The sequence below is a fragment of the Leifsonia sp. Ger2509 genome, from assembly GCF_055231915.1.
Window position 1 is genome coordinate 1,546,674 of the sequence record NZ_JBUYVB010000003.1, and the last position, 16,257, is coordinate 1,562,930.

At 62.0% G+C, this 16,257-nt stretch carries 17 protein-coding genes; 5 read left to right on the plus strand and 12 right to left on the minus strand.

Features of this window, described 5'->3' with window-relative positions; genetic code table 11:
- Together ACV7NN_RS07610 and ACV7NN_RS07615 are read right to left on the minus strand one after the other, a co-directional pair.
- Positions 1–930: a carbohydrate ABC transporter permease gene (locus tag ACV7NN_RS07610; protein WP_463348968.1), complete on the minus strand. Its 930-nt coding sequence runs from the start codon at positions 928–930 to the stop codon at positions 1–3.
- Between the two features lie 43 nt (positions 931–973).
- On the minus strand, positions 974–2,377 hold the full coding sequence (locus ACV7NN_RS07615) for an ABC transporter substrate-binding protein (RefSeq protein WP_463348969.1): 1,404 nt from the start codon (positions 2,375–2,377) through the stop codon (positions 974–976).
- A 123-nt stretch (positions 2,378–2,500) separates the two neighbouring features.
- On the opposite strand from ACV7NN_RS07615, the gene ACV7NN_RS07620 reads away from it, so the two are divergent.
- On the plus strand, positions 2,501–3,586 hold the full coding sequence (locus tag ACV7NN_RS07620) for a LacI family DNA-binding transcriptional regulator (RefSeq protein ID WP_463348970.1): 1,086 nt from the start codon (positions 2,501–2,503) through the stop codon (positions 3,584–3,586).
- Between the two features lie 122 nt (positions 3,587–3,708).
- On the opposite strand, the gene ACV7NN_RS07625 is transcribed toward ACV7NN_RS07620, so the two are convergent.
- A complete protein-coding gene (locus ACV7NN_RS07625) occupies positions 3,709–3,993 on the minus strand; it encodes a putative quinol monooxygenase (RefSeq protein WP_463348971.1) in 285 nt (94 codons plus the stop codon).
- 199 nt (positions 3,994–4,192) lie between these two features.
- On the opposite strand from ACV7NN_RS07625, the gene ACV7NN_RS07630 reads away from it, so the two are divergent.
- Positions 4,193–4,408 (plus strand): SbtR family transcriptional regulator, encoded by a 216-nt coding sequence (locus tag ACV7NN_RS07630; RefSeq protein WP_463348972.1) that lies wholly within the window; start codon positions 4,193–4,195, stop codon positions 4,406–4,408.
- A gap of 140 nt (positions 4,409–4,548) precedes the next feature.
- Here the strand turns inward: ACV7NN_RS07630 and ACV7NN_RS07635 are convergent, their stop codons facing one another.
- Positions 4,549–5,241: a hypothetical protein gene (locus ACV7NN_RS07635; RefSeq protein WP_463348973.1), complete on the minus strand. Its 693-nt coding sequence runs from the start codon at positions 5,239–5,241 to the stop codon at positions 4,549–4,551.
- 417 nt (positions 5,242–5,658) lie between these two features.
- Between ACV7NN_RS07635 and ACV7NN_RS07640 the strand changes: the two genes are divergently transcribed.
- Positions 5,659–6,543 (plus strand): NAD(P)H-binding protein, encoded by an 885-nt coding sequence (locus ACV7NN_RS07640; protein WP_463348974.1) that lies wholly within the window; start codon positions 5,659–5,661, stop codon positions 6,541–6,543.
- A 633-nt stretch (positions 6,544–7,176) separates the two neighbouring features.
- Here ACV7NN_RS07640 and ACV7NN_RS07645 read toward each other — a convergent pair.
- The 5 genes from ACV7NN_RS07645 to ACV7NN_RS07665 form a co-directional block, all read right to left on the minus strand.
- Positions 7,177–8,121, minus strand: a complete 945-nt coding sequence (locus ACV7NN_RS07645) for an NADP-dependent oxidoreductase (RefSeq protein ID WP_463348975.1) — start codon at positions 8,119–8,121, stop codon at positions 7,177–7,179.
- Between the two features lie 353 nt (positions 8,122–8,474).
- Positions 8,475–8,870, minus strand: coding sequence for an MmcQ/YjbR family DNA-binding protein (locus ACV7NN_RS07650; RefSeq protein ID WP_463348976.1), 396 nt, complete (start codon positions 8,868–8,870; stop codon positions 8,475–8,477).
- Between the two features lie 105 nt (positions 8,871–8,975).
- A complete protein-coding gene (locus ACV7NN_RS07655; RefSeq protein ID WP_463348977.1) occupies positions 8,976–9,623 on the minus strand; it encodes a nitroreductase family protein in 648 nt (215 codons plus the stop codon).
- Positions 9,624–9,697: 74 nt separating this feature from the next.
- The gene (locus ACV7NN_RS07660; protein ID WP_463348978.1) at positions 9,698–10,522 is read right to left on the minus strand and encodes an isocitrate lyase/PEP mutase family protein; all 825 of its coding nucleotides are present in this window, start codon (positions 10,520–10,522) and stop codon (positions 9,698–9,700) included.
- A gap of 1 nt (position 10,523) precedes the next feature.
- The gene (locus tag ACV7NN_RS07665) at positions 10,524–11,066 is read right to left on the minus strand and encodes a carboxymuconolactone decarboxylase family protein (RefSeq protein WP_463348979.1); all 543 of its coding nucleotides are present in this window, start codon (positions 11,064–11,066) and stop codon (positions 10,524–10,526) included.
- Between the two features lie 105 nt (positions 11,067–11,171).
- On the opposite strand from ACV7NN_RS07665, the gene ACV7NN_RS07670 reads away from it, so the two are divergent.
- A complete protein-coding gene (locus ACV7NN_RS07670; protein ID WP_463348980.1) occupies positions 11,172–11,819 on the plus strand; it encodes a TetR/AcrR family transcriptional regulator in 648 nt (215 codons plus the stop codon).
- Between the two features lie 49 nt (positions 11,820–11,868).
- On the opposite strand, the gene ACV7NN_RS07675 is transcribed toward ACV7NN_RS07670, so the two are convergent.
- Positions 11,869–12,789 (minus strand): NADP-dependent oxidoreductase, encoded by a 921-nt coding sequence (locus ACV7NN_RS07675; protein ID WP_463348981.1) that lies wholly within the window; start codon positions 12,787–12,789, stop codon positions 11,869–11,871.
- 327 nt (positions 12,790–13,116) lie between these two features.
- Between ACV7NN_RS07675 and tal the strand changes: the two genes are divergently transcribed.
- Positions 13,117–14,268 carry a transaldolase gene (gene tal, locus ACV7NN_RS07680; RefSeq protein WP_463351257.1) on the plus strand — a complete coding sequence of 384 codons (1,152 nt, stop codon included), beginning with the start codon at positions 13,117–13,119 and terminating at the stop codon, positions 14,266–14,268.
- Positions 14,269–14,322: 54 nt separating this feature from the next.
- Here tal and ACV7NN_RS07685 read toward each other — a convergent pair whose 3' ends face one another.
- Both ACV7NN_RS07685 and ACV7NN_RS07690 read right to left on the minus strand, forming a co-directional pair.
- On the minus strand, positions 14,323–15,678 hold the full coding sequence (locus ACV7NN_RS07685) for an MFS transporter (RefSeq protein WP_463348982.1): 1,356 nt from the start codon (positions 15,676–15,678) through the stop codon (positions 14,323–14,325).
- Complete coding sequence (locus ACV7NN_RS07690) at positions 15,578–15,955, minus strand: nuclear transport factor 2 family protein (RefSeq protein WP_463348983.1); 378 nt, start codon at positions 15,953–15,955, stop codon at positions 15,578–15,580. The genes ACV7NN_RS07685 and ACV7NN_RS07690 overlap by 101 nt, the downstream gene beginning before the upstream one ends.
- Between the last annotated feature and the right edge of the window lie 302 nt (positions 15,956–16,257).

A 16,257-nucleotide genomic window follows, 5' to 3' on the forward strand; every position in this document is an offset into this window, starting at 1 on the left:
TCAGTCTCGCGCCCTCAACAGTCTTACGAAGAACAGGGATAGCGCCATAACGACGATGACGAGCAGGAAGGAATTTGCTGCACCGGTTCCGAGGTCGGCGACCGTGATGTGGTCGTAGAGATAGAGACCGGCGGTCGTCGTGGATCCGTACGGGCCGCCTTTCGTGACCACGTACGGCTCAGCGAACATCTGGAACACCGCCAGCGTCTGGAGCACGACGAGGAACATGATCGTCCGCCGCATCAGCGGCACCGTGATGCTCCAGAGCTGGCGCACGCGCGACGCCCCATCGAGACTCGCCGCCTCGTACAGTGAGGTATCGATCGATTGCAGCCCGGAGAGAAGGATGATGATCGCGAAGCCGGTCGTCTTCCAGAGGAACAACAAAGCGAGCGTGGGCTTCGACCAGACGGTCGTCGTCAGCCAGCCGATGCCGGGCAGCCCGACGAGATGAAGGAAGCTGTTGACGGCTCCGTAGTTCTGATCGAACACGACGATCCAGATCTGAGCGATCGCGACGAGCGGGGTCACGAACGGCACGACGAAAGCCGTCCTGTAAAAGCCACGTCCTTTCAGCCTGGCGTTGTTCAGCGCGACGGCCGCCATGAGTCCCACGACGAGCTGCGCTGGAACGATGAGTAGCCAGAGGACTCCGGATGTCGCCAGTGACGCCCAGAATGCCGGATTCTGCAGGAGGTAGATGTAGTTGCTCCAGCCGACCCATTCCGCGGCGCCCGCACCGTGCCAGTTCGTGAAACTCAGGCGAAACGTGAAGACCAGCGGATAGATCGTGAACGCTACGAACGTCGCGAGGAAGGGCAGGATGAACACGTAAGGTGCCCACCTGCGCCGCAGCGAGGACGCACGTGGTCCCCGCTGCAGCGCGTGAGCAGCCGTCTGCGACACCGTGGGGGTGGTCGTGACGGTCATCGATATCAGCTTCTTTCTGTCGTAATGCGGTGCAGGCAGCGGATTACTGACGATCGATCAGATTGGCTTGTATCTGCTGGCTCGATTGCTGGATGACCTGCTCGGGCGTCAGGGTGCCGTCGAACATCTTCTGGATGTTGTTGCCGAGGTAATCGACGGCACTCGCCCACCACTTGGGAGTCGGCGTTCCGCCCGGGATCTGCTTGCCCGCGACCGTCGCCGTCTTCCAGAGGTTCTGGCCGCCGAGCGCATCCACTGTTCCGAAGAGGGGCTTGTTCGGGTCGGCAGCGGGCTGGTAGCTCGGGACAGAGGTGTCGAGTCCCTTCGGGTAGACCGCGTTCGGACCATACACCGCGGTGTAGCCGCTCTTGTCGAACATCAGGAACTTGTAGAACAGCCATGCCAGCCCCGGGTTCTTGGCGTCCTTCGGGATGACGAACGACGAGCCGCCCATCGCACCCGACCGCGCGCCTCCCGCCGTCCAGGCGGGAAGAGGCATGGCGCGCCAATCACCGGTCGTCTTCTTGAGCAGTTGCTGCGGCGCGAAGTCCCACCAGATCGACCACGGCACGAAGACCTGCTTGCCGGTGTCGAGCGTGTTGATGTCGGTCGGGCCGAGGTAATCGGCGCGGGTGCCCAGCTTCTCCTTCTGCACGGTGTCAAGCCAGCTCAGGATCTGCTTGTAGGCGGGAGAATCGAGGCGAAGCTTGCCCGAAGCATCGGTCATGCTCGTTCCTTGCTGGCTCGCGAACATTTCGAGCCACAGCTGGGTGAGGAACGGGACATTCTCCAGGTGGATTGGGCCAGACGTCGGGTCGGCCGCCTTGACGGTGCGAGCGGCCGCGAGAAGGTCGTCGTAGGTTTTGATCGACGTCGGGTCGATGCCATCCTTCTTCAGCACAGTGGCGTTGTAGAAGAGAAGGCCGGGGTCGAGGTCGAACGGGACACCGTAGATCCCGCCCTTGGTCGAGTTGACATCGACCTTCTGTTTCGCGATCTTGCCGAGGTAGGGGCTGAGGACGCCGGAGAGATTCCAGAGGCTCGGGGCGTACCCCGCGACAAGCGAGTCGTCGAGGAAGACCCCATCAGGCACGTCCGTGCCCGTCGTCAGCGTGTTCTGAAGCTTCGCATTGATGTCGACGGCCTGGTGGTTCACCGTGATGTTCGGGTACTTCTCGTTGAACTTCTTGATCGTCGCATCGAACACATTGAAGAGATCGCCCGAACGGTCCCAAATTGTGATCGTGCCCTTGGGGGACGCGGACGTCGGTGCGTGCAACACGTTCTTGTCGTCGGATCCTGAGGAAGCGGACCCGATTTGCGGGCCGCAACCGGTCAGCGCGACCGTCGCGGCAGTGCAAAGCGCAACGATTGCGGCCGTCCGCCGGCGCGTCGAACGGCCGCCGCGCTTGTTCACCCCGCGGCTTTGGACTTCTGGGCTTTCCATGAACACTCCTTCGTGATCAGCGCAAATTCGGTCGGTGTAACCGGTTCTTCGGGTAGCGCGTCGTGGGCTGTGTTCGAGCGACACTACCGTATTTGCCATCGTAGGCAAAAGAGTAGCGCGTGTTTGCGCACGTTGCAAACGCTATGCTGTGAACGGTCAATCTGTGAGGAGGTAAAGGTGCCCGCAACCTTGAAAGATGTTGCAGATCACGCCAATGTTTCGATTCGCACTGTGTCGAACGTGGTGAGCGGCTATCCGCACGTGAGTGAGAAGATGCGCCAGCGCGTGCTGCGGGCTGTCGACGAACTCGACTACCGCCCCAACCTGGTAGCGCGCACGTTGCGCACCGGACGAACCGGCGTTCTCGCACTGGTCGTTCCCGAAATCGACGTCCCCTACTTCAGTGAGCTCGCGCGTGACGTGATCAACGCTGCAGCGGAGCTCGGGTACAGGGTCATGATCGACCAGACCGGCCATGACCAGGCCCGCGAACGCGAATTACTCACCGGCAGCGATCGGACGATGTTGTTCGACGGCATACTCTTCAGCCCCCTCGTCACACGCGCCGAACTTCTCGACATGGCCCCCCACTCGACGCTTCCGCTCATCCTCCTCGGCGAGCACGAATTCGACGGACGCTACGACCACGTCGCCATCGACAATGTCCGAGCCGCCCGGGACGCCACCAACCACCTCATCGACATCGGGCGCACGCGGATCGCAGCGATCGGCGAGCAGCCGTTCAAGAACTTCGAGACCCCGCACCTGCGCACCGAAGGATATTTGGCCGCGCTGAAAGACGCAGACCTCGAGTACGACCCCCGTCTGGTGCGTCCAGCCACCCACTACAGCCGTGCCGATGGCTACCAGGCCGCCCGTGAACTCCTGGCGCTGCCCGATCGCCCTGACGCGATCTTCTGCTATTCGGATCTGCTCGCGATGGGCGCACTTCGCGCCGCCTTCGACGCGGGCCTCCACGTACCCGATGACGTGGCGATCATCGGAATCGACAATATCGACGAAGGCAAGTTCTCCCGACCCACCCTCTCAACCATTTCGCTCGACACTCCGTTCATCGCACAACAGGCAGTGGCACGCATCGCCGCCCGCATCGAGGACCCCGATGTGAAGGCCGAAGAAATCGTTGCCCCCCACACCCTCATCGTGAGGGAGAGCACGGCGAACGAAGGGCAACGCGCACTGTCATGATCGTTGGTCCCGCTGTCCGCCACTGGGGCGAGCGAGCAGCGCATCTGCTCGCGTTCGGGAATCGCGCCAGTCGCACCGTCAAGGCTGGTCGACCACTCGAAACGTGAACGAAAGCCGATCGTTCAGCGGGATACGCCCTCGACCGAGTAGTGGCGTTGGATATGCGCGGTCATTCGTCCCCACTCGCTGTTCGCGACACGTTCTTGGTGCATCCTGAAGACGTGCTCATTCTCAAAATGCTCCGCGACTGTCCAGACCAGTGGGTCTGTGGTTGGAGTGACGTCGAAAGATAGGCAGCCGGCCTCGGCGCGGGTGAGGCGGACGTGCTCCGGCAGGTGAATGATCACGACGCGCGCCTCGTCCTGGTTCGCGCAGACCAGCTCGCCCGTGAGGTAAACGCCGCCCATGCTCACAGCCTAGGTTGGAACCTGTTTCGGTGATCGCCCGGGAGCCGATCCTTTTGCGAACGTGAACGGCGTCGGAAATGCCCGCTGGATGCTCAAACCACCCCGCCGACGTTTTCAGACAACATGGCGGCGCCCTTCGCTCCGGCGAACCTGCCTACAGTGGCCTGCGCGACTACTTCGAGAGCGATGCGGCCCCCCGTTGCAGCGGCTGCTCGACAGCGCCGCGAAGGCCGGCGTCATCAGAGACGGCGTCGACCCGGTCGAGCTGATCGGCGCGATCGCGAACCTGTCTGTGCCGGTACCGGGCGACAGCGACATGTCGCGCGCATCCCGCATGGTCCGGTTGCTGCTCGACGGGCTCCGCTACCGGGCGGTCTGCCGTGCGCTAGCCGCCCGTCACACAAGATCGCGGTAGCCATTGTTCACGACGGCTCACCCCTCAAACATCGAGGAGAAGTGTCAGGACCTCGATCACCCACGCCTCAGACTGACGGAAGGTCGACAGGGGGCACGGCCGCCGCGGCACATGCCACATCATTTGTTCACGAAGCAGCCTCAGCTTTCCCTGGCTCGGCTGAACCGCGCAAGCGCTGCGCCGATGAGTGCAGCGATGACGGCGACGATGAGGAATTTGGTGCCGTCCGCGGTGCCCCACGTGGTCCACGCCGGAATAGTCGGCACGAGGAGCGCAGCACCCACCGCCCCGATTGCGAGGCCTCCGAAGGTGGCCGACAGGCGGGGGTTTCGTCCCGGTACTCCCGGCGGGGTGGGCTGCCGCGACAGGTCGTCGGCGATCAACCGTGGGACTCTCGGCAGGTAAGCGACGAGGTGGATGGCAAGGGTGACCACCCAGACCAGGAAGCTGAGGACGTGTATGACGACGAGGGGCTGGAGGGCTGGGCCCGTAATCGCCAGAGCAATCCCACTGCCGATCACTCCCAGCGTGGAAGCGACCAGCAAGGGGGCGAGCACCCTCGGGAGCAGGCGAGGCGGGCCTTTGCGGCGGTAGGCCGGGGCATGGGTGTAGTAGCGCACGAAGCGCCAACCCGTGCTTGCCAGCTTGACGATCACCGGCCCAGCCAGAAGTGTCCCGACGACGATATGCGCCGCCATCAGACCGTGCAGCGCGGCGACGGTGATCATCTCGATCACGCTCAGCACCAAGATCACCGCCCCGGCCAGCGCGGTCAGCCGCTCATTGCCGAGCACCCCGGGCTCCTGCACGAGCCCTGGTCGGTCGGTTACCATGACAGGCCCCTCATCGGTGGTTCCGCGCGGGCAATTCTGCGGTCACGCGGAGCGGATGATCAGTCGCACGAACACGCTTCCGTGTTCAGTTGTCGCCTACCCGAGTGCTCCTAGTTGCGTTGGCCTTTCGGCTCCTCGGCACGTTGGCACCCTCTCAGCTTGGGATCAGGCTACCCCTTCGGGGTATCCCCCGGAAGGTTCCGGAGGGCGCTCAGGGCTCAGGGCTCAGGGCTCAGGGCTCAGGGCTCAGGGAGTAGCGTCACCCAGATGATGCCGACGAATCCCAAGAACACGAGGAGACCGATGGAACGAATCCCCAACGGCCTGCCCCGACCGCGCAAGAGAAGCGTTCCTTCTCCTCTCGATCCCTTTACATACGGATTCCATATGATACGGTTTTCGTATAATATCCGATAAGTGGATGCGATCGGTTGCGGTGCATTCCAGAGGGAAGGACTCATCATGATCTTGGTTACCGGCGCAACGGGGAATGTCGGCCGCGAAGCAGTGAAGCTGCTGAGCGACAAGGGGCAGGAGGTAGGCGCTGTCACACGCAATCCCGACGCTGTCCTGCCGGATGGCGTGCGCCTTGTGAAAGGCGATCCGTCCGTCCCTGCCACCCTGTCTTCCGTTCTGGACGGAGTCGAGGCGATTCTGCTCAGCCCGCGCGCCGTTGGCGAGGGGCTCGCCGAACTGCTCTCACTCGCGAGGGAGCACAACGTGCAGCGGGTGGTTCTACTGTCGGCGCTCACCGTGGAGTACCCCGTTGGGGAGGCACGCTTCGCCGACGCCTTCGCGAAGGCCGAGGAGGCCGTCAAAGCGAGCGGAATCGAGTGGGCGATCCTGCGATGCGGCGACTTCGACTCCAACGCGCTCGCCTGGGCTCCGCAGATCAGACAAAGCGGCGTCGTTCGAGGGGCGTATGGCAACGCCGCGACCTCTCCGATCCACGAACACGACGTCGCCGCCGTGGCCGCGCTTGCGCTGATCGATCCGTCCCACGCAGGCCAGACCTACCTGATCACCGGCCCCCAGTCGCTCGACCAATACGACAAGGTCCGCCTCATCGGCGACGCGATCGGGACGACCCTGTCGTTTGAGGAGGTCTCCCCGGAGCAGGTTCGTCATGGCATGCTCGCTCAGGGCCTGCCCGAGGAGATCCCCGACCGACTGCTCGGCTCGCTTGCCGACTATGCGCGTCAAGCTGGGCCGACGTGCGAAACGGTGGACCGGGTACTCGGCCGCCCGCCGCTCACTTTCGCGCAGTGGGCGCTCGAACACGCCGCCGCTTTCAGAAAGTAGTCGCAGCGCCCGCTGAGCTGACAGTGCGCACCCGCGTGTCCAGCTCATTGTGCCGGTAACCGTTGCGTTGCGCATCAGATCCGGGGACGGCGACCAACCGCCACGAAAAACCCCCAGAATGGCGAGATCCTGGGGGTTTAGTAGCGTGGGCGGGACTTGAACCCGCGACACCACGATTATGAGCCGCGTGCTCTAATTGATGCCCAACGAACAGCCGAGCCGCGGGTGAATTCGCCGGAATTCCGGGGAACTTGGAGTCCCAGTGATGACGGAAATCACCATGAGGCCGATTCAAGTGTGGGCAAATGTGGGCAAGCCAACAATCTCCGTAAGTCATGCAGTCAGCGATACAATCAACGAATTTGCGGTTAGAGATCGCACTTTGATCGTGACTGAATCGGCTGGCGCTGCTGCCTTTGCGCACTCAGCGACGTGGTGCTGCGATCGACCTCGGTTTCCCGCCACACGCGGACGCAACTCGCTCGGACTGTGGATCGTTGGATCGCGCACCTGATCCGCTGGATGACGAGGACTTTCAGTCCTGGGCGACCGTTGAGAGGTGGAGGGAGCTGGTAATCACGGGATCCCTCCACCGTCTGTTTCGCCCGTTCGGTCATGAGCGCCTGGTGCCGGTCAGGCAGCTATGTTGTTCGATTCGGCCCGTGACGCGAAGTCGATGACATACTTGACGCCTCGGGACCGTCCGGCCGCAACGACAGCTTCGGTCGCTGGCGCCTGCTCCGGGGTGACGGTACTTATTTCGAGGGTCAGCTCTCCTTCCGCCGCGAGTTTCGCGAGTCGTTCCAGCTCTACGCCGTCGGGTCGAATGTAGAGATTGTTGGTGATGATTCCGCGGCTGGGTTCCGGTGCGTCCGAGGTGAGGGACGTCAGGCGACCGCCGTCTTCGATGAGCTTCATCGCTTCCTCTGAGGTTCCGTCCGCGGCGATAAGAACTGCGTCGAATCGGCGGTCGGTGGTCTTCGCCCAGTTCTCGGCGTGGGAATCGATGATGTCGATCGCGCCCAGTTCGCGCAGCCTGGCGGCGTGCCTTGGACTGGCTGCTGCGACAACCTGGGCGCCGGCTAGAACTCCAAGCCGGATAGCGAGGACTGCGGTCGGGCCCGAGCCGACGACGAGCAGTCGCGTGCCGACGCCCGCTTGCAACTCTTCCAGGGACTGGCTGGCGGTCAGACCCGCCACGGGTAGCGCGGCCGCCTGTTCCGGGGTGAGGTTGGACGGCAGGAGAGCGGCGCTTGCGGCGTGCACAAGGATTTGCTCTGCCCAGGTTCCGCTGCCTCCGGGGAGCGGAGTGTCGTGGACGACGACGACATCACCGGTCTTGAATTCTTTTACGTCGGCGCCGACGGCGATGACGCGCCCGACGCCTTCGACACCGAGTGCGGCGGGCGTTTTGAGGCCGACATCCCAACCGTTGGTGATGTGCAGGAGCGCATCCCATGGGCCGATTCCAGCGGAGATCGTTTGCAGTAGAAGCTCTCCTGACTGCGGCTCCCGTGGAGTGGGAAGCTCAAGGACCTCGACGGTCCCATTCTCGGTTTTGGCTCCGATTCCAATCATGATTTCTCCCTTTTTTGACGTGTAGATGTGGGCTTCCGCGTTCTCTGGTATCGCGGCCGCCCCTTGTGGCCAACGCCACGTGACTTATGTGCTCTTGAACGAATGTTCTGCACCGGACTTCGTTCCCAGGTCGAGGACCTCGATGGTCGCCTTGCGTACCCGTCGTATCGCCCTAGTTCATTCTTACAGTTTCAGAACGATTTCGTCCACTTTTGAGCGAATGGTCGTGTGTGTTTTCCACCGATCATGCCTGCGTGGGGCGTTCCACTACGCCAGTTCGGTAAGTGCAGACTGCTGTTACAGCGGCTCCGACAGCGTTACGTCAGATTCGGACAAAATCTGGTTGCGCCCGCTCAGTCTCGCGTCTGCGAGTGTCGGAACGCTTGAGGATCGATGGGACGCTGGGCCCGTGGGAGCCCCTCGACTACGAGAAGATACGATTCCGTGACGAGATCGTCGACAAGCCCCAATCCGAGACCGTTTCCAGGGTGAAGCGTGATCCAGTGAGTCTTGTCCATGTGGTAGCCGCGGGTGATTCCTGGCTGAGTTTCGCGTAGCGCCAACGCATCGGCAGGATCCGCTTTGAGGATCACGACCGGCTCTCCGGGCATGGCCGTCTGGAGCATGAACACCTTGCCTGAGACTTTCCATACCTCCCAGTCACCTGTGGCCTGGTGGCTCCGCTCGGCTCCGGGCAGTTTCTCGGCATGCGTGGCCGATCGCTCCTGCAGGCTCACGTCCTTTTGCATTTTCGGTCTCCTTGATATTCGTGTGGGTCGGCAAGACGATCGGCGAGGTCCTGTCATGGACCGATTCAGAGACCCGGCACGCCGTCGACGTGCCGGGTCCGCGGTTCAGATGAAGGTGAACAGCCGGTCGGGGTGGAACCGCGAGATCGGGGTGCCGTACGCCTTGGCCGCATCGGGGTAGCCAAGTGCCATGAGCACCGTTGTCGTGTATCCGGTCTCGCGGATTCCGAACGCCTCGTCGACGCTGGCTCGATCGAAGCCCTCAAGTGGTGTGGCGTCGATGCCGAGCTCAGCAGCAGCCATCATCGTCATCCCCATTGCCATGTAGGTCTGCTTCTCCATCCAGTGGTCCAGATCCTTGTGGGTGGAGTTTCGAATGTTGAGGAAGTCGCGGGTCATCGACTCCCATAGTTCCTGCTTTGCGGAGTCGGGGAATCGGCCGTCCGCACGTTCTTTCGCGAAGACCGCTTCAAGGTGTTCCTCAGGCACGTCTGTCCGCGTGGCGAGAATGATTGCGTGCGACGCGTTCATCACCTTCTCGGCGTTGTCCTGGAAACGCTCGCCCAGGTTATCTGCGAGCTTCCTCTTCCCTGCCTCGGTGGAGAGGACATAGAAGTGATTCGGCTGCACGTTCACTGATGACGGCGTCGAGCGGAGAAATCGCAGCAGCTGCTGGAGCGTCTCCTCCGGAATGGTTTTGCTGCCGTCGAAGTAGCGCGTGAGGTGCTTGCCCATGAGCTTGTCGAGATCCATGATTGGTCCTTCTTTCGTCGTTATAGATGGTCGATGGGGTAATAGATATGAGGCGCCGGTCGATCAGACGACTGTCAGCGCGCACCGCGGCCGAGGAGATCGCTCATCCGCGCGAAGTCCATGCCAGTCGTCGCGGTCGCAAGGTCGCCACGCGAGAGTGCGCCGACCGCCTCTTCGAGGGCGCCCATCGCGTGGGCGTAGAGCGCCGGGCCGAGACTGATCCGCTTAACACCGATCGACCGCAGTTCGGCGACGGTGAGCACCGCGTCGGCCGGCGAGATGAGGACGTTGACCGGAGTCGGTGCCACCGCAGAGATGATCGCGCGAAGCGAATCGAGGTCGGACGGGTATGGTGCATAGACCACGTCAGCCCCGACCTCAGCGAAGGCGGTGAGACGGCGGATCGTGTCGTCAAGATCGGGCCGCCCCTGTAAGTAATTATCCGTGCGACCAGTGACCACGATGCGCCCCTTGCCCGCCTCTACCGCGGCGCGGACGCGAGCGACCGCCTCATCGAACTCGCGGATCGGCCGGTCTGGGTCACCGGACGTGTCCTCGATCCCGATCCCGGCCAGCCCGTGCCCGATCGCCGCGTTCACGGTCGCAGCAACGTCTTCGGGCGTATCACCGTAGCCGTCCTCGAAGTCGCCGTTGACGGGCAGTCCGGTCAGGCGAGCGAGCAGCCCAGCGTGTGCGAGGTGCTCATCGCGGGTTACTTGGTGCCGCCCATCCTGTCGCCCGAGAGACGCGGCGAGGGCAAAGGAGGACGTCGCGATCGCCTCGAAGCCGGAATCGGCAAGGAGCTGCGCCGAGAGGCCGTCCCAAGCATTCGGCATGACGACGCCTCCCTCGCGGGTATGCAGCGCAAGGAACTTCTCGTAGATCTCAGAACCCGACATCTCAGGCTGCCTGACCATCGACGGCGGGAATGTCGACGACCGTCTGATTGACGTTGTTGATGTAGTTCGTGAGAAGGTACACAACCGCAATGGTGACGATCGACAGGATCTCAGCATCACCGTATCCGGCCCCGCGTACCCCCGCGATATCAGCGTCGCCGACCTGCCCGCGGGTCTCGATAACTCGTTGCACGAAGCGAGCCACGGCCGCGCGACGAGGGTCCGTCGAGCTCCCAGTGCGGGCCAACTCGATGTCATCGGTCGACATTCCACCGAGCTCCGATGACACGTACGTGTGCAGAGCCTGGCAGTAATCGCAGTCGTTGGAGTGGGAGACAGCCAACGCAATCGTGTGCCGGGTCTTCGCGTCGAGAAGACGGCCGATGCTGCGCTGCAGCGTCATCACGATCTCGAGCACTACCGGGTTCGCAGAAATCGTGTCGAACATGCCCGGCGCGAAGCCGAACTGAGCCCGAACTCCGTCGAGGATGCTTTGCGTGCCGTCCGGGATCTCTTCGCGTTGAGGGGCTGTCAGTCGGGACATGTAAGTGGGCCTCCAAATTAAATTGCTGGACGATTTCGTCCGCTTTTAGCAGTCAACACTATGCCGGAATGGGTTGTCAAACCCACTTTTTGTTAGAGTGACGGAATGGAGAGTACGACCGAACCTCAAATGCGGCTGAAACTCACAACCAAAGGGGTGGCGACGCGCGCCCGCATCTTGCAGCACGCTGCGGAGCTGATCTACGCGAATGGCCTCCAGGCGACGAACAATGAGGCCCTCCGAAGTGCCGCCGGCGTCAGCGGATCACAGCTCACCCACTACTTCCCGACCAAGGAAAGCCTCGTTGGCGGGGTTATCGGCTGGCAGGCAGACCACATCCTCGAGTTTCACCGCAGCGAACGATTCGCAGGTTTCGACAGCGTCGACGCGTTTCAAGACTGGGCGGACTTCTACGTCCTTTCCGGTCGCCCGTTCGAGGACGGTTGCAGCCTGGGTTCCCTCGCGAGCGAGATCGTCAAAACCGATCTCGACATTCACGACCAACTGGCGCGCGCATTCGAGCAATGGCGAGACATCTTCCGTGAGGGGCTCGATCGGATGCAGCAGCTCGGTCGCATCAACGCCTCGGCCGATCCGGTACGGCTTGCCCACATGTTCGTCGCTGCCTACCAAGGTGGCATGCTCCTCGCGCAGATCACTCGCGACATCACGCCGTTACGGGACTCTCTGTACGCCGCCGTTGACCACCTGCGGACGTTTGCTCCGGGGCCCGACGAGACTGGCGCCTCATAACACATGCCCGTGTGTCGATTTGGGACGTAGTCCTCGTCGTCGCAGTTGTTTAGTCAGCGGTGGTCGCGACGATGACCTTTCCGAGGCTGGACTTTCTCATCGAAAATGCGGCTGCTGCTTCGTCGAGAGACACCACATCTCCGACGAACGTGCGGAGACGGCCGGACCGCACTCGTTCAATCAGCTCGGTGAGTTGCACACGGCTGGTCTCCACAACAAAGAAGTATGCGCTGATGTCGGAGCGTGGGAGAACCGGCGGGTTCGCGATTGAGATCGTTGTCCCACCAGCCCGCACTCGACCTGTCAAACGCGACCCAACGTCACCCCCGAGGGCGTCGAAGAGAAGGTCCACGTCCTGGTCATCGTCCATGCTGTCCTGGTCCAGATCGAGGAAGCGATGCGCGCCAGCTTCCGCGATACGCTGCCGCTGTGCCTCCCGTCCAGCTCCGATAACGAAGGCACCAGCGTCACGGGCGAGTTGAGTTACGACGGTTCCGACGCCGCCCGCGGCGCCGGCAACAAGCACAGTCTGTCCAGGAAGCAGCGATCCATGCTCAAACAGGCCTTGCCATGCAGTCAGCCCAGAGATCGGGAGACTCGCAGCGGTAATGAAGTCGACGTCGGCGGGCAGCGGTGCGAGGTTACGTGCTTCGATCGCCACATACTCAGCCAGGCTGCCGTCACGGGCCCAATCGGCAACGCCAAAGACACGTTGTCCTACGGTTAGGCCGGTAGTGCCGTAGCCGAGTTCGGCGACGACGCCCGCCACCTCATGTCCGGGGATGGTTGGCGTTCGCTCCCGGCCGGCTCGGTCTACCCAGGTCGACGGCCATTCCAGTTCGCCCGGTGTGAATCCCGCCGCATGAACGCGAACGACGACATCGTTCTCTGCAGCGTGAGGGTAGGGACGGTCCTGTAGTGACAGTCCAGCGGTCCCGGCGGCGCGATCAGTTACGGTGATTGCTTTCAATTTGAGCTCCCTTATGGAAATAGGCTCCCGTGTTAACTGACGATATGTGCACTCGGAAGGTGAGGGTGCCCATGGCGTCCAGGCTCTAATGACGGCGCGTAGGCGTCCTCGTCAGCCGCGCGTCGACAAGGACAATGCCAAGGTCAGTTTGCACGCCAACCGCGCACGACGTGACTTGTGGACTCGATATTACATTCACACCAGGTTAGGAATGGATGTAGTACTGACGGCTTGAGCGACGTCGACTTTAGCGACACCCTGGCATCCACCTGGATTGGATCGCAGCAGCAGCCTCAGTTCTCGACATGCGCTGAAAGGTGGCACCTCATGAGCCCGGCAGAAGACCTCCCAACGGAAACAGCTGAGACGAACCGCAATTCAACCCGGTCTAGTACGGACTTGCTCAGACAAGCGGGGGTGAGTATTTGGCTGGATGACCTGTCGCGTGACCGACTCGAATCGGGTGCACTCGCCACTTTGATCGCAACGCGAGATGTTGTCGGCGTGACCACGAATCCGGCAATCTTCGCGTCGGCAGTCGCTGGGACAGCTGCGTACGAAACGCAATTGCGCACACTTTCGGAGCGGGGGTCAACGGTGGAGGAGGCCGTCGACTCACTTATTGCAGCCGATGTTCTCCGAGCTGCGGAACTTCTCGAACCGACGTATCAGAGAACCCAGGGTCTAGATGGTCGGGTTTCAGTCGGAATCGATCCCACATTCGCGTATCAAGCGCATCAGACTTTCGAGCGGGCCAACCGTTTGTTGAGGACGCTGAATAGACCAAACATCATGATCACGATCCCAGCCACATCGGAGGGCATCGATGCAATCGCTGAAGCGATCGCATCAGGAATCAGCGTCAACGCCACCCTTCTATTCAGCATCGACATCTATCGTCTGGTGATCCAGGCGTACCTGTCCGGCCTCGAGCGCGCAGAGCTGGCCGGGCGCGACATAGCAACGATCTTCTCGGTCGCTTCCTTCTTCGTCTCGCCCGTCGATGATGAAGTCGATGATCGCCTCGGGGATCTCGAGACTCCTGACACGGCCGAGCTGCGCGGCGCTTTGGGTGTCGCTAACGCACGCCTGGCGTATCGGGTGTACCAGGAAGAGTTTTCCAGCGCACGCGCACAGCGCCTTCTCGCGCGCGGTGCGAACACGCAGCGCCTGCTTTGGGCATCAACCGGTGTCAAGGACCCAGACCTACCGGACACGTTCTATGTCGACGAACTCGTTGCGCCTGAAACCATCATCACGATGCCGCCGGCAACGTTAGAGGCGTTTGTCGACCACGGCGTTGTGTCCACTGACGCTGTCATCGGTCACTACGACGAAGCCGTCGACGTTTTCAGGCGTCTGAGTTCAGCCGGAATCCCGTACGAAAAGGTCACTGACAAGCTCCTCAGCGACGGAATCACCAAGTTTGAGGCTTCGTGGCGGCAACTCAAGAACAGTGTCGTGGACGCGTCCCGATGACATCTCCGCACCACAGGGCCATCTTCACGGCTTGCGGCCAACGGGTTCCCATGGCTACGCACTCCCGCTGTTGGTCGTGGTGTCGTTGCGAGGATTGCGTGCGCCGAGGAGGGTGTAGACCGTGGCTACCAGTGCGAATACGCCGTAGCCGAGAACAATCTGCGGGAGCGAGAACATGTTGGAAAGCTGGCCCGCGATGAACGCGGGAATAGTGGCGCCGCTGTAACTGATGAGGTAAATGACGCTGAAGGTTGCCGCGCGGTCGCCGAGCGTGCTGCCGTACAGGAGGCCCCGGGTGGCTGCACTGATGGCTATCCCTTGAGCGGCGCCGGCGACGATGGTCGAGACAATGAACAACAGAAGCGTGCCTGTGGCGATCGCTGTGATGATGCCGGCGATGCCAACCACGAAGGCACCCATCCCGATGCGTTGCGCGGTCGCGGGCGCGAATCGGCTGCCGAGCGGGGCGCCTAGGGCACTGGGGCCCATGTATGCAGCGAACACGAGCCCGAGGATGAGCGGGCTGGAAGTGTGAAGCTGGTTTTCAACGAGCGCAGGCACAAACGCTTGGTAAAAAGCTCCGACTGACCACGTGGATAGCAGGACAGCCGCTGTGACGGGAAGCAGGTGTCGAACTCTGACCGGCACGTGGATGCTCGGTCTCATCGACCGTCTCGCGCCCCGCTTGCGAGCCACTGTCTCGGGGCTTATGGCAATGAGGAAGACCGACACAAGAAGGATGCCGATGGCGACTAGGTAGATGAGCTGACGTGGCCAAGGCGCGAGTTGAATAAGAGCACCGGACGCGACAGCACCGACCGCGAGTCCAAGCATGACGGTCTGGCTAGAGGCGACGGAGGCAAGCCAAGCGGGCCTTGCCGGTGCGGTGTCGACAATGTACGAGGTGAGGCTGCTGCTTGCCAGCCCGGCGCCGATTCCCAAGAGAAGTCGACCTCCCACGAGGGTGCCAATTTCGTGCACGTTCAGTAACAGCACGCACCCCAACAAGAGCAAGCTGAGACTGGCGATTGAGATTGGTCGGCGACCCAGATGATTTGACAGTCGCCCAAGAACCAGCAACGTAGTGAGCGTGGCGGCCGAGTAGACGACAACCGCAACTGAGATGCCCGCGTTGGTGAATCCGTCCTCGGCTCGGTACACGTTGAAGAGCGGTACCGTCGATCCGACTGCGGCGAACGCAGCCAGCAGTGCGACTACCGCCGACACGAATGCCAGCCGAGGTCGCGGACGCCGGGCGATTTCGTCGACTACTGAGACTGCCTCGGTTGCCAAGTTGTGTGCTGACAGGTCAGGCTCCCGGCGCGATCGCGCAGGCCGAGATGCACACCCAGGTACCCTCGCGCTTCTGGTAAGCGTCCGTATACAGTGCTTCCTGCACCAAGCCACCATCGACCAACGTGTAGCGGGCACGACCGTGGATTAGCGCAATGTCACCGAAAAGTCGGATCCTGGACTCTAGAAGAGCCAGGTCCTTGAAGGGGCGTGGCCGCCCGATGTACTCCAGGTACTCTTCGCGGTTTCGGGTGACGCCCGGAGTCTGCACGACCAAGTCATCGGCTAGCAGGTCACGAAAGCGCTCAGCATCGCTGGCCTGGTCCGCCTCGTTGTAGTCGAGGTTGAGTTGCTCGAGGATCGCCAGATCCTCCACCGACTGTGTGTTGCTCATATTCCTGCTTCCTGCTCAGTGGGACTATCTAGTCCCTTTTTTAGCAAGAGAAGAATGTAATCTCTAGTTCAAAAGTGAGTTGCTCGCCGCCTTCAATCCGACAGGGGCGCTCGAGCCGCGGACGCGCGTGGGCACGCCGCGTCAGAGAGGCTTCGGGACACATTGCAGTGCCAGAAGCAGTACGTCATCGTCCTCGTCGATTTCTGGGCTACCTGGTGCGGCCCCCGCACGCGTTCGCGCCGGTTTTCGAAAGATCCGATACGCAGAAGCCCGAGATTGCTTGTTCTCAACCCGCCGGTGCC

What these genes read in the sequence shown, in the direction of transcription:
- ACV7NN_RS07635 (WP_463348973.1), bottom strand. Translation starts at nt 5,241, where the DNA reads ATGGTAACCGACCGACCAGGGCTCGTGCAGGAGCCCGGGGTGCTCGGC.
- ACV7NN_RS07665 (WP_463348979.1), bottom strand. Translation starts at nt 11,066, where the DNA reads ATGTCCCGACTGACAGCCCCTCAACGCGAAGAGATCCCGGACGGCACG.
- ACV7NN_RS07690 (WP_463348983.1), bottom strand. Translation starts at nt 15,955, where the DNA reads ATGAGCAACACACAGTCGGTGGAGGATCTGGCGATCCTCGAGCAACTC.
- ACV7NN_RS07645 (WP_463348975.1), bottom strand. Translation starts at nt 8,121, where the DNA reads ATGATTGGAATCGGAGCCAAAACCGAGAATGGGACCGTCGAGGTCCTT.
- ACV7NN_RS07660 (WP_463348978.1), bottom strand. Translation starts at nt 10,522, where the DNA reads ATGTCGGGTTCTGAGATCTACGAGAAGTTCCTTGCGCTGCATACCCGC.
- tal (WP_463351257.1), top strand. Translation starts at nt 13,117, where the DNA reads ATGAGCCCGGCAGAAGACCTCCCAACGGAAACAGCTGAGACGAACCGC.
- ACV7NN_RS07685 (WP_463348982.1), bottom strand. Translation starts at nt 15,678, where the DNA reads ATGGTGGCTTGGTGCAGGAAGCACTGTATACGGACGCTTACCAGAAGC.
- ACV7NN_RS07615 (WP_463348969.1), bottom strand. Translation starts at nt 2,377, where the DNA reads ATGGAAAGCCCAGAAGTCCAAAGCCGCGGGGTGAACAAGCGCGGCGGC.
- ACV7NN_RS07610 (WP_463348968.1), bottom strand. Translation starts at nt 930, where the DNA reads ATGACCGTCACGACCACCCCCACGGTGTCGCAGACGGCTGCTCACGCG.
- ACV7NN_RS07670 (WP_463348980.1), top strand. Translation starts at nt 11,172, where the DNA reads ATGGAGAGTACGACCGAACCTCAAATGCGGCTGAAACTCACAACCAAA.
- ACV7NN_RS07650 (WP_463348976.1), bottom strand. Translation starts at nt 8,870, where the DNA reads ATGCAAAAGGACGTGAGCCTGCAGGAGCGATCGGCCACGCATGCCGAG.
- ACV7NN_RS07655 (WP_463348977.1), bottom strand. Translation starts at nt 9,623, where the DNA reads ATGGATCTCGACAAGCTCATGGGCAAGCACCTCACGCGCTACTTCGAC.
- ACV7NN_RS07625 (WP_463348971.1), bottom strand. Translation starts at nt 3,993, where the DNA reads ATGGGCGGCGTTTACCTCACGGGCGAGCTGGTCTGCGCGAACCAGGAC.